Genomic DNA, 11,987 nt, shown 5'->3' on the forward strand with positions numbered 1-11,987 from the left:
TCGGGTTGCTGGACCAGTGTAAAACATCACATCTGAAAGAACAATACGGCGCGCAGAAGGGGACGGGAAGACTTGCTCCCGTCCCCTTCTCGGTGCCGTCGGCGGTCGGACTCAGCCCGCTGCGGTGATGGTGTTCCCCTTGCCCTGGTCGTCGACCTTGGGCGCCTCGCCCTTGTAGGTGAGCGTGTTGTTCGACCCGCTGAAGAAGACCTTCTTCGTCGAGGAGACCGAGATCGTGGCGTTGCTCGCCTCGACCGTGATGGTGCCGATCGTGCCGAGGTCGTAGGTGCGGTCCGAGCTGATGAGGTTCGCCGCTGCGCAGTCGTCGGTCGTGATCGTCTTGTCCGAGTCCTCGTCCTCGTCCCAGAGCTGCACGGCCCCGTCGATGCACTCGTTGTAGGTGGTCTGCGCCGCCTTCGTGGTGCTCGAGGCGGTCGGGGTGGGGTCCTTCGTGTCGGACGAGCTGCACGCCGTGACGCCGAGCGCGGCGACGAGGGCGATGGATGCTGCGGCGAGACCGCGGCGGATCGTGGTGTTCATCGGGTTTCCTCTCCGAGGAGTTCGTTCGGCGGTGACGCCGTGCGGAAGAAGGGGAGGCCCCTCCCGTCGCGCGGACGGGAGGGGCCAGGGTGCTACTTGGTGTCGGCCGGCAGGGTGAAGAGCTCGCTGAGCTCCGTCTTGCCGTTCTTGGTCTGCTCGAGAGCGAAGCGGAACTCGGTCGCGCCGCGGGAGACCGCGCGGTCGAAGGTCCAGTTGCCCTGGGCATCGACCTCGAACGTGCCGGGGACGATCTGCGTGCCGGTGATGTTGAGCACGCGGTAGCTCGCGCCGGGCTCACCAGTGCCGGTGAAGGTGTTCACGGCACCCGGGGTCACCGACCGGTTGGCCACGGTCACCTGGGCGAAGTCCGCGGCGTTGATCGTGAACAGCTCGGACTTCTCGGTCTGGCCGTTCTTGCTCTGCTCGATCACGAAGCGGAAGTTCGACGCACCGTTCGAGACGACACGGTCGAAGGTCCAGTTGCCCTGGGCGTCGACCTCGTGGGTACCGGGGACGATCTGCGTGCCCGAGATGTTCAGGACGCGGAACGTCGCACCGGGCTCACCGGTCCCGGTGAAGGTGTTCGAGCGGCCCGGCGTGACGCGCTCCGGCGTGGTGACGGTCACCGGGGCGAGTGCCGCGGCGTTGATCGTGAACAGCTCGGACTTCTCGGTCTGGCCGTTCTTCGTCTGCTCGATGACGAACCGGAAGTTCGACGCACCGTTCGAGACGACGCGGTTGAACGACCAGTTGCCCTGCGCGTCGACCTCGAACGTCCCGGGGACGATCTGGGTGCCGGAGACGTTGAGCACGCGGAACGTGGCGCCGGGCTCCGCCGTGCCGGTGAAGGTGTTCGAGAGACCCGGACGGACGGCGGCCGGCGTGGTGACGGTCACCGGTGCGAGGGCGGAAGCGTTCACGGTGAACAGCTCGGACTTCGCGACCTGGCCGTTCTTCGTCTGCTCGATCACGAAGCGGAAGTTCGACGCACCGTTGGAGACGACGCGGTCGAAGCTCCAGCGGCCGTCGGCACCGACCTCGAAGGTCCCGGGGACGATCTGGGTGCCGGAGACGTTGAGCACGCGGAACGTGGCGCCGGGCTCGGCCGTGCCGGTGAAGGTGTTCGAGCGGCCCGGGGTGACCGAGGTCGGACCCGACAGCGTGATCGGGGCCAGCTCCGTGCGGCCCTCGACCGTCGCGGTGACGGTCTTGCGGTCGATCTCGCGGTCGTTGATCTTCTGGATGACGACGAGGGCGTTGTCGCCGACCTCGAGATCGCCGACCGTGATGGACCAGGCGCCGGTGGTGGCGTCGGCCTTGGCCGTCTCGTCACCGATCGAGATGTCGGCACCGGTGGTGGCGGTGCCGGACACGACGGCGGAGCGGGCGTCGTCGTCGACCGACTCGACCTCAGCGGTCAGGGCCACCACCGAGGTGCCGACCGTGGTGGACGTCGAGCCCTGGGCGCGGAAGTCGTTCGTGCTGCTCGTCCCGCTGAAGTCGAACTCCATGGCACTCGGAGTTTCGGGGGCATCCGCCGCAGCGGTGACGTCGATCATGAAGCGGTACTGCTGGTCCGTGGGCCGCTCGCTGGTCCAGTCCGCGTCGAACGTCAGCGTCGTGTTGTCGTTCGACAGGCGGCCGTTGGTGAGCGGGATGGACGTGGAAGCGTTCCACGCGGTGTTGCCGACGCGACGCCACGAGCCCTGGACCGTGTCCTGCTCGGAGAAGGTCGCACCGTCCGGAGCGGTCAGCACCACGGTGCCCTTGGTGTTCGTGCGGGAGACGCGGTTCTCGACGACGAACGGGACCTGGGTGGCCTCGCCGCGCTCGAGTTCGACGGGGCCCTGGTCGACGCCGAAGAGGCCGCCGCCCTCGACGATCGTGACCGAGACGTTCTGGCGGTCGATCTCCGTGGTGCCGCGCTTCTGGATGGCCACGAGCGAGTTCGCGCCGTTCGCGAGGCCGTTGACCGTCATGGTCCACTTGCCGTCCGCGTTCACGTTGACGGTCTTGGAGCCGATCGTCACGGTCTGGTTCGGGGTCGCCGTTCCGGAGATGACCGCCGACTTGTTGATGTTGCTCGTGCTCGAAACGTTGGCGACCAGCGGCTTGTTGATCGATGCGACGATCTCGTCGTAGGTTGCGAGCGTTGTGCCGCTGCCGTAACCGAGTGCATAACCGTACTGGGTTCGGTAGACCATGAGCCCCAGGTTCTTGCTCATGGTGAATTGACTCGGAGCGGCGCAGGACCCCCAACCCGCGTAGTTGAGGCCCGGGGACACCAGACACTGCCCTCGAGAGTTCTTGATCGGTCCGCGTGTCCCGGGAGCGGGAAATTCCACCCGAGCTGCCCGGCTGCGAGCCTCATCCAATGAACTGCGAAGGTAAACAATTGCCCCAGCTGGGCTGCCCTTCTCATTCGTCTCGGTGGCGGCTCCGTAGTAGTCACCGGATTTCAAAATCAACTGGCCACTCACGCGTTCGTCGGTCGTCGTCGACATTTCAGGAGCGGCAGCGCCAGTGGCGGTTGCGGGAGCGGCGCCGAAGGACAGGCCGCTGACGATGGTGGCTGCGGCCAGCCCGGCCGCACCCATGGACTTGAGGGCGAAGGAAGCCCTCTTCTTGTGAGACATGTGCATCTTTCAGGACAGGCCGCGGACAGCGGCTGTGCGGGAAGGGACACGCCCGTCGAGGTACTCCAACGGCGCATGTACATCCAGAATATCATGTGAAATACCAACATACGAACGTGCTAGTGCCGCAAGGCTGCGCCTGGGAGTTGAGTGGGATTGGCGCAGGTTTGTCACGCCTGAAGTTGACTCCAGCCGACTCAGGAGTAGAGTTGAGCCCATCGGACGCAAGTCCAACGACTTACCCCCAAGCAAGAGGAGCAACACATGGGACGTGCAGTAGGCATCGACCTCGGAACCACCAACTCCGTCGTCTCCGTACTCGAAGGTGGCGAGCCCACCGTCATCGCAAACGCCGAGGGCATGCGCACGACGCCGTCGATCGTGGCGTTCACGAAGGACGGCGAGGTCCTGGTCGGCGAGACCGCCAAGCGTCAGGCCGTGACGAACGTCGACCGCACCATCGCGTCGGTCAAGCGGCACGTCGGCACCGACTGGACCACCGAGATCGACGGCAAGAAGTACACGCCGCAGGAGATCTCGGCTCGCACCCTCGGCAAGCTCAAGCGCGACGCCGAGCAGTACCTCGGCGAAGACGTCACGGACGCGGTCATCACCGTGCCGGCGTACTTCAACGACGCCGAGCGCCAGGCCACGAAGGACGCCGGTGAGATCGCTGGCCTCAACGTCCTCCGCATCATCAACGAGCCGACCGCGGCCGCCCTGGCCTACGGCCTCGACAAGGGCAAGGAAGACGAGCTCATCCTGGTCTTCGACCTCGGTGGCGGCACGTTCGACGTCTCCCTGCTCGAGGTGGGCAAGGACGACGACTTCTCGACGATCCAGGTCCGCGCGACCTCCGGTGACAACCGCCTCGGTGGTGACGACTGGGACCAGCGCATCGTCGACTACCTCGTCAAGAAGTTCAAGGACGAGCACGGCGTCGACCTGTCCACGGACAAGATCGCCAAGCAGCGTCTGAAGGAAGCGGCTGAGCAGGCCAAGAAGGAGCTGTCGTCGCAGATGTCGGCGAACATCCAGCTCCCGTACCTGACGCTCACCGCCGAGGGCCCGCTGAACCTGGACGAGACCATCTCGCGCGCACAGTTCGAGCAGATGACCTCCGACCTGCTCGACCGCACCAAGAAGCCGTTCAACGACGTCATCAAGGAAGCCGGTGTCTCGGTCAACGACATCGCGCACGTGGTGCTCGTCGGCGGCTCGACCCGCATGCCCGCCGTGGCCGAGGTCGTCAAGTCGCTGACCGGTGGCAAGTCCCCGAACCAGGGCGTCAACCCGGACGAGGTCGTCGCCGTCGGCGCCGCGCTGCAGGCCGGTGTCCTCAAGGGCGAGCGCAAGGACGTCCTGCTCATCGACGTCACGCCGCTGTCGCTCGGCATCGAGACCAAGGGTGGCTTGATGACGAAGCTCATCGACCGCAACACCGCGATCCCGACCAAGCGGAGCGAGACCTTCACGACCGCTGACGACAACCAGCCGTCGGTCGCCATCCAGGTCTTCCAGGGCGAGCGCGAGTTCACCCGTGACAACAAGCCGCTCGGCACCTTCGAGCTCACCGGTATCGCGCCGGCTCCCCGTGGCGTCCCGCAGGTCGAGGTCACCTTCGACATCGACGCCAACGGCATCGTGCACGTGTCCGCCAAGGACAAGGGCACCGGCAAGGAGCAGTCGATGGTCATCTCCGGCGGCTCGTCGCTGCCGAAGGAGGACATCGAGCGCATGGTCCGCGAGGCCGAGGAGCACGCAGCCGAGGACAAGGCCCGTCGCGAGGCCAACGAGCGTCGCAACCAGGCCGAGCAGCTCGTCTACTCGATCGAGAAGCTCATCAAGGAGAACGACGAGAAGCTCCCCGCGGACGTCAAGTCCGAGGTGCAGGCCGACGTCGACGCGCTCAAGTCCGCACTCGCGGGCGAGGACGACGACGCGGTGAAGACCGCCTTCGACAAGCTCAACGAGTCGCAGGGCAAGCTCGGCCAGGCCATCTACAGCCAGCAGGACGCAGCAGCCGGCGCCGCCGGTGGCGAGCAGCCCGCGGGTGAGCAGCCGGCCGACGACGAGGACATCGTCGACGCCGAGGTCGTGGACGACGAGGACGACAAGGACAAGAAGTAACGATGACGGATCCCAAGGACAACGCGCCCAACGAGCCTGTGCCTGAAGACCCGGAGCCCCAGGTCGAGGGCGACGCCACGAACGCGGCGGAGCCCGAGGACCTCATCGAGGCGGAGGGGCCTGACGTCGAAGTACCGACGGACGGCCCCGCCGCCGGGGGCCCGGCGGCCGATGCAGCGAACGACCTCTCCCCGGAGGACGAAGCGCTGCTCGCCGACGCCGCCCGCGGCATCGCCGAGGACAAGCTCAGCACCGAGGACCGTGACCTCGTCGCCGAGATGCGTGCGGACATGCTCCGTGCGCAGGCCGAGCTGGTGAACTTCCGGAAGCGCGTCGAGCGTGACCGTGAGGCCAACCGCGAGGTCGCCATCGCCGAAGTGGTGCGGGCCCTGCTACCGGCGCTCGACGACCTCACCCGGGCCGAGGCCCACGGTGACCTCGCCGAGGGCCCGATGCAGGTCATCGGCCAGAAGATCCGCGGGGGCTTCGAGAAGTTCAAGCTCGTGCAGATCGGCGAGAAGGGCGAGGCGTTCGACCCGAACATCCATGAGGCGATCGTCCAGCTCCCCACCCCGGGTGCCACCGGACAGACCGTCGCGGACGTCGTCGAGCCGGGCTACAAGCTCGGCGAGCGCGTCCTCCGCGCGGCCAAGGTCGCGGTGGCGGTCCCGGCCTGAGCCGGGTCCCCACGGTGACGACAGAAGAAGGCAGGTGATCCATGGCCAGTCAGGATTGGTTCGACAAGGACTTCTACAAGGTCCTCGGCGTGTCCAAGGACGCCTCCGACGCCGAGCTGAAGAAGACGTACCGGAAGCTCGCGCGGCAGTTCCACCCGGACTCCAACCCGGGTGACGCTGCCGCCGAGAACCGCTTCAAGGAGATCAGCGAGGCGTACTCGGTGCTCTCCGACAAGGAGCAGCGCCAGGAGTACGACCAGGTCCGCGCCATGGGCTCCGGCGCTCGCTTCACGGCGGGCGGCGGGGGCCAGGGCGGGTTCGAGGACGTCTTCGGCGGGATGTTCGGACAGCAGGGTGGTGGCGGACAGCGCGTCCGCTTCGGCCAGGGCGGCCCGGGCGGTGCCGGCGGTTTCGAGGACATCCTCGGCGGGATGTTCGGCGGGGGCGGTGGCTTCGGCCAGACCTCCGGCGGCTACCGCGGCTTCGGCGGGCCGACGAAGGGCCGCGACGTCACGGCATCGACGACCCTCGACTTCACCACGGCGATCGCCGGTGACACCGTCAAGCTGTCGCAGGGCAACGGGCGCCCGGTGAACGTCCGCATCCCCGCGGGCGTCGCCGACGGTCAGAAGATCCGTCTGCGCGGCCGCGGCGAACCCTCGCCCGACGGCGGAGAGGCCGGTGACCTCGTAGTCGCCGTGTCGGTGCGGAAGCACCCGGTGTTCGAGCGCGACGGGCTCAACCTGCGCGTGGACGTCCCCGTGACGTTCACCGAGGCAGCGCTCGGCGCGACGATCGAGGTCCCGACGCTCGGCGGTTCGCCCGTGAAGCTCAAGGTCGCCCCCGGCACGCCGTCGGGTCGCGTCCTGCGCGTCAAGGGCCGCGGCGTCACGACGAAGAACGGCACGGGCGACCTGCTCGCGACCGTCCAGGTCGCGGTGCCGTCGCACCTGTCGGACAAGCAGCGCGAGGCCGTCGAGGCACTCGCGGCTGCGCTGCCCGACGAGAACCCCCGCGAGGACCTCCTCGCCAAGGCGCGCGACTAGCGTCGCGCACGCAATGCAGTAGACCCGGCCTGGAGGAACGGCGCGGCTTCCTGACGGACGCTCGCTGAGCCTCCAGGCTGGTTTTCACCCCACGCGGACGACGGAAAGGAACGCGCCATGACCGACATGGACGAGAACTCGCCCGTCTTCGCGATCGCGGTCGCTGCGGAGCTCGCCGAGATGCACCCGCAGACGCTGCGGCAGTACGACCGGCTCGGCCTGGTCGTGCCGGGTCGCACCCGAGGTGGGTCGCGGCGGTACTCGATGCGTGATGTCGTGCAGTTGCGCGAGATCGCGCGCCTCGGCTCCGAGGGGGTGTCGCTGGAGGGCATCCGGCGGGTGCTCGACCTGGAGAACGAGAACAAGGCGCTGCGCGACCGGGTGCGCGAACTCGAGTCGGCGTTGGCCGACCAGCTCATCAACCGGCCGGGCGCGCGGGTCTTCGCCGCCACCGCGAGTGGTGCGGCGATCTCGCTCAAGGCGGGGTCGCGGCCGCAGCGGAACACACAGATCGTCCTGTACCGCGGGCCGCGCTGACGCGGGTGCTCGTGCCGACGACAGACAGCGGACGCCTCCTGCTCGGAGGCGTCCGCTGTCCGTTCGTGGGGGTTCTCAGCGAGCGGGTGCGACGCCGACCGGGTACTCGAAACCGGTGACGGCCCGGGCCGTGATCGTGTTCGCGTTGCCGAAGTACTCGAGTGCTCGAGCGGGAGTCCCGGTGATCCGCAGGGCTCCCGACTCCGTTCGAGTCCACAGGGTGCGCGCAGCGTCGCACGAGTTCGACACGATGGTCCACCCGTTGCCGTTGGGACCGAAGGCCTGCAGGCACTTCCCGTTCTCGAACGTCACCTGACCCGTGTCACCGACCGCGGGAGCGGTGACCGTCGCTGCGCGCGATGCGGCGCTCTCGAACGAGGTGAGCATGCCTGCGGATGCGACCACGGCGCCGTCCGATCGGAGGTCGAACGGCATGTAGACGTCGGCCTGCCGTTCCACCACGAGGGGGATGCGTTCGGTCGTGTCGGGTGCGTCACCGGTGTCGGCGTGTGCCGCCGTGGGGATCAGGGTGATCGCTGCGATGGCGGCGAGGGTGATGGACAGGGCCCGGAGGGGCCGGGCGTGCTGGAGCTTGTTCACCTCACCAGCATATGTGTATCAGTGTGAAATACGAAAGGGACGCCCGGACAGGACCCGGGCGCCCCTCTCTCAACAGGCGGTCACCGGGTGTTCGCGAAGATCTCCGCCAGCGTCGTCTCGTAGGTCGTCCCCGAGATCGACACCTCGAACTTGAACTGGAACTTCGTGGCGCCGCTGGAGACGACCCGCTCGAAGCTCCAGTTGCCCTCAGGGTCGACCGTGACGGTGCCGGGCACGATCTGTGTGCCCGATGCGTTGAGCACGACCATCGTCGCCCCGGCCGGTCCGGTGCCCTCGAAGGTGTTCAGGACGCCGGGGTCGACGGCGCGGGTGGTGATCTCGACCGGTTCGAAGCCCTCGTTGGCAGCGATCGTGAAGAGCTCGGACGGCTCTGGTCCCTGTTCGCCCTTCGTCTGCTCGATGACGAACCGCAAGCTCTCGGCGCCGTTCGACACCACCCGGTCGAAGGACCAGTTGCCCTCGTCGTCGACCTGGCGCGTGCCGCGCACGAGCTCCGCTCCCGAGACGTTCAGGACGCGGTAGCTCGCGCCGGGTTCGCCGGTCCCGGAGATCCGGTTCGACACCCCGGGCGTGACGGTCTCCGGGCCGGTCAGTCGTACCTGCGTCAGACGGCCGGTCTCGCCGGGGTTGACCGTGACCTGCGCAGTGGTGGTGTTGTCGCCCTTCGAGCCCTGGACCACGCGCAGGACGTGCTCGGCTCGGTCCAGCGAGTTCGTGTCGACGAACCAGCGGCCGCTGGGCAGGACCCCCTCGATGCTGCGGCCGACCGTGCGCTCGCCGTCGGCGGTCACCTCGACCACCTCGATGGTGGACCCCGGTTCGCCACTGCCCGACATCGAGACCGAACCGCCAGCGTGGGCGGCGCCCTCGGCCGGGGTGGCGATGCTCACCGCGGCGCCGTAGTCGACCTCGCGGGTCACCTCGTTCGCGGTGTCGCGGATGCCGTCGACGAACTGTGCGGCAGTGATCCGGAGGACACCACCGGCATCGGGTGCGGGGATCGTCGTCTCCCACGCTCCGTTCGGACCTGCCGTGACCGTGTCGCCGAGCTGGTTCCCCGCGGCGTCGTAGAGGCGGACCGCGGCCTCGGGCTGCGCGCTCCCACTGGCCGTCACCGGATCGGACAGGGCGTCGGCGAAGGTCGTCTCGAACGTGAGCGGTGCCACCGTCAGCGTGATCTCGAGCTCGGCGGTGCCGGTGCGTTCGGTGCCCTCGTACTGCTCGAGCTCGAGGGTGCTGGTGCCGAGGGGCAGATTCGTGACGCGGGCCGTCCAGCGACCGTCGGGCCCGACGACCTGCGGGTTCCGCCCGTCGATGAGCACCGTCGCATCGGGTGTGCCCGTGCCGGAGACCTGGGCGCTCCGCGTCGTGACGTCGGTGGAGTCCACTCGTGCGGTGAACGACGGCGTGAAGTCCTCGGTGTTCGGCAGTCGGTCGGCGACGTTCTGGGACTGCAGGCGCATCACCCGGTCGGTGTTGAACAGGCCGAGGAACCCGCGGTTGTAGGTCGACTGCAGGCCGGTGCCGATCGGGTTGTTCGAGCCGGTGTTCGCCGCGGTGCGGAACTGCTGCTTGGCGTCACCGTCGACGCACGTCTCGAGGGTGACGGGCGAGTAGCTCGTGATCGAGGCCGTGGCGGCGGTGAGGCACAGGTCGGGGTCCGACAACGGTCGCACGGTGGTGACCGCTCCGGGCTGCGGGATGGACCACCGCACGGCGGCCGCGCGGGCGGCCGCCAGTGTGGTGGCGCGGTTCGCCGGGATCTCTGCGCCGGCCGCGGCCGCCGAGGGGGCGCTGTACCGCGGGGTGGACGGGTCACCGGCGAACGCCGAGGTCTCGGTGACGAGCGGGCCGACCAGGGTCAGCTCCGACTCGTCGAGCTCGGCCGCGGCGGCCGGGGACAGCCCGGCGGTCGCAGCGATCGTCAGGACCGTCAGGCCGGTTGCCGTGCGCGCGGTGGTCCTGCGGGAGTGTCTCGTCATCGATGTCTCTCTCTCGTCTCTGAGGGCGGACGGTCGGTGCCGTCCGTGTCCGGTCGACCCGGCTGGAACGCAACATATCAGCACCCTTAAAGCCATCGACCATGCGGCAATGCGAGATACAGAATGGCCCTCGTATGGTGGAATACCAGGACGTGGACGGTGTGATCGCGGCGCCGTACGGTTGCGCCGACACGGCGGGGCGATCGGCACGACGAGGGGGCAGGGATGGACGACCGAGGGCGACCGGAGGAACGTGTTCGACGTCGTGTGCTGATCGCTGCGGTGCTCGGCGGAGTCGGCCTGGCCGCGACCGTGGTCCTCGGGCGACGCCCCGGGTCGACCGAAGCGGCCGACGACCCGGACGGCGACCAGCTGCAGGCGGCACTGGACGCGGTGCCCTCCGGAGGGGAGTACGTGATCGACCGGGTCTGGGCGCGCTCGCGGAGTCTCGTCGTCCGGCGTCCACTGCGACTGCGGTTCACCGGCGGCGGTGCCCTCCGCATGACGACTGCGTCGACCGCCCTCCTGGTGCAGGCGTCCGACGTCGAGGTCGTGGATGCCGTGATCACGGGAGCCGGGGCCGACAGTGGGGGCCTCGGTCACGGGATCGCGGTGATGGGACTCCGCGGCGATCCGCTGTACGGGATCACCGTGCGACGCGGGCACTTCCGGGACATCCCGCACGACGGAGTGCACCTGGAGTACTGCGACCGATTCGAGATCACCGGGACGACGATGGAGCGCCTCGGCTACGCGGGCATCGTCGGGGTCGGGGTCGTCGACGGGATCATCGACGGCAACACGGTGCGGGACGTCCGGCAGCCCGCGCGTCGGGTCAACTCGTACGGCATCTCCCTGACGCGCGACGCCCGGTACACCCCCTCGGACGCCCGCCGGTCGGCTCGGGTCCGCGTGACGGGCAACCGGATCGACGGAGTCCCCGCGTGGGAAGGCATCGACACGCACGCCGGCGAGGACATCGAGATCCGCGGCAACGTCGTGACGGGCTGCCGGGTGGGCATCGCCGCCGTGCCGTCGAAGGACCCCGCCGATCGGGAACAGACCAGCGTGGCGCCGATCGGACTGGTCATCGCTGACAACACCGTGACCCGGCCGCTCGGGCTCGCGCCGGGGTCCGCGATCATCGTGAGCGGGGCCGGAACGACCGTCGGGTCCACCCGGCCGCGCGCGACCGGGGTGGTCTCGGGCAACGTCGTGACGGGCGGCGGTGGATCCTCCGGTGAGGCCGGCATCCTGCTCAAGCTGACACGGGGGATGGTGGTCGCCCGCAACCGGATCGAGGCGAGCGTCGAGAACGCCGTCTGCCTCGCGCACTCGAACGCGGCAGTCACCGTCCGCGCGAACCGCATCGTGGGCGTCGGTGGCGCCGGGATCGGCGTGAACGTCCGCGCGGGAGCGAACCACGGAGCGATCACGCGGAACCACTTCGAGTCCGCGCCGCACGCACTGGCCGTGGCCGTCCGGTTCGGGGATGCGGACAACCGGTTCGCCGTCCGGCGCAACACCTGGGGGACGGCGCGGGTCCGGATCGCCCACGGCGGAGCGACGGTGACGACCGGCTGAGCTCCCGAGCCGGACGCAGCAGCACCCCCGGAGCCTCGTGGTCCCGGGGGTGCTCTGGTTCAGCGGTGGAGCGGCGATCAGCTCGCGGCGAGGGAGAAGGTGCCGGACTTCTTCGCGGTGCCGTTGACGGTCTGCTCGATGACGATGTCGAGCTTGGCGGCGCCCTTGGAGACGACGCGGTCGAACGACCAGGAGCCGTCGGTGGCGACCGTGTGGGTGCCCGGGACGATCTGG

At 68.7% G+C, this 11,987-nt stretch carries 9 protein-coding genes; 5 read left to right on the forward strand and 4 right to left on the reverse strand.

Annotation, left to right across the window (positions count from 1 at the left end; translation table 11 throughout):
• Positions 1 to 111: 111 nt before the first annotated feature.
• Together HP445_RS02845 and HP445_RS02850 are read right to left on the reverse strand one after the other, a co-directional pair.
• A complete protein-coding gene (locus tag HP445_RS02845; RefSeq protein WP_111033074.1) occupies positions 112 to 540 on the reverse strand; it encodes a DUF3060 domain-containing protein in 429 nt (142 codons plus the stop codon).
• Between the two features lie 92 nt (positions 541 to 632).
• Positions 633 to 2,765 carry a hypothetical protein gene (locus HP445_RS02850; RefSeq protein WP_128781499.1) on the reverse strand — a complete coding sequence of 711 codons (2,133 nt, stop codon included), beginning with the start codon at positions 2,763 to 2,765 and terminating at the stop codon, positions 633 to 635.
• Between the two features lie 675 nt (positions 2,766 to 3,440).
• On the opposite strand from HP445_RS02850, the gene dnaK reads away from it, so the two are divergent.
• The 4 genes from dnaK (at position 3,441) to HP445_RS02870 (ending at position 7,566) form a co-directional block, all read left to right on the forward strand.
• Entirely contained in the window at positions 3,441 to 5,306 is a 1,866-nt protein-coding gene (gene dnaK / locus HP445_RS02855) for a molecular chaperone DnaK (RefSeq protein ID WP_017886379.1), read from the forward strand.
• 2 nt (positions 5,307 to 5,308) lie between these two features.
• Entirely contained in the window at positions 5,309 to 5,983 is a 675-nt protein-coding gene (locus tag HP445_RS02860; protein WP_128781500.1) for a nucleotide exchange factor GrpE, read from the forward strand.
• 41 nt (positions 5,984 to 6,024) lie between these two features.
• Positions 6,025 to 7,029: a DnaJ C-terminal domain-containing protein gene (locus tag HP445_RS02865; RefSeq protein ID WP_017886377.1), complete on the forward strand. Its 1,005-nt coding sequence runs from the start codon at positions 6,025 to 6,027 to the stop codon at positions 7,027 to 7,029.
• Positions 7,030 to 7,155: 126 nt separating this feature from the next.
• Positions 7,156 to 7,566 (forward strand): heat shock protein transcriptional repressor HspR, encoded by a 411-nt coding sequence (locus tag HP445_RS02870; RefSeq protein ID WP_027464889.1) that lies wholly within the window; start codon positions 7,156 to 7,158, stop codon positions 7,564 to 7,566.
• A gap of 75 nt (positions 7,567 to 7,641) precedes the next feature.
• On the opposite strand, the gene HP445_RS02875 is transcribed toward HP445_RS02870, so the two are convergent.
• Positions 7,642 to 8,166 (reverse strand): hypothetical protein, encoded by a 525-nt coding sequence (locus HP445_RS02875; protein ID WP_128781501.1) that lies wholly within the window; start codon positions 8,164 to 8,166, stop codon positions 7,642 to 7,644.
• A gap of 80 nt (positions 8,167 to 8,246) precedes the next feature.
• Positions 8,247 to 10,169 (reverse strand): hypothetical protein, encoded by a 1,923-nt coding sequence (locus HP445_RS02880; RefSeq protein ID WP_128781502.1) that lies wholly within the window; start codon positions 10,167 to 10,169, stop codon positions 8,247 to 8,249.
• Between the two features lie 267 nt (positions 10,170 to 10,436).
• Here HP445_RS02880 and HP445_RS02885 point away from each other — a divergent pair, with 267 nt between their 5' ends.
• Complete coding sequence (locus tag HP445_RS02885) at positions 10,437 to 11,753, forward strand: right-handed parallel beta-helix repeat-containing protein (protein WP_164941270.1); 1,317 nt, start codon at positions 10,437 to 10,439, stop codon at positions 11,751 to 11,753.
• Positions 11,754 to 11,987: the final 234 nt, after the last annotated feature.

The sequence above is a fragment of the Curtobacterium flaccumfaciens genome (assembly GCF_013359815.1).
Taxonomy (GTDB): domain Bacteria; phylum Actinomycetota; class Actinomycetes; order Actinomycetales; family Microbacteriaceae; genus Curtobacterium; species Curtobacterium flaccumfaciens.

What these genes read in the sequence shown, in the direction of transcription:
- HP445_RS02845 (WP_111033074.1), bottom strand. Translation starts at nt 540, where the DNA reads ATGAACACCACGATCCGCCGCGGTCTCGCCGCAGCATCCATCGCCCTC.
- HP445_RS02850 (WP_128781499.1), bottom strand. Translation starts at nt 2,765, where the DNA reads ATGAGCAAGAACCTGGGGCTCATGGTCTACCGAACCCAGTACGGTTAT.
- dnaK (WP_017886379.1), top strand. Translation starts at nt 3,441, where the DNA reads ATGGGACGTGCAGTAGGCATCGACCTCGGAACCACCAACTCCGTCGTC.
- HP445_RS02860 (WP_128781500.1), top strand. Translation starts at nt 5,309, where the DNA reads ATGACGGATCCCAAGGACAACGCGCCCAACGAGCCTGTGCCTGAAGAC.
- HP445_RS02865 (WP_017886377.1), top strand. Translation starts at nt 6,025, where the DNA reads ATGGCCAGTCAGGATTGGTTCGACAAGGACTTCTACAAGGTCCTCGGC.
- HP445_RS02870 (WP_027464889.1), top strand. Translation starts at nt 7,156, where the DNA reads ATGGACGAGAACTCGCCCGTCTTCGCGATCGCGGTCGCTGCGGAGCTC.
- HP445_RS02880 (WP_128781502.1), bottom strand. Translation starts at nt 10,169, where the DNA reads ATGACGAGACACTCCCGCAGGACCACCGCGCGCACGGCAACCGGCCTG.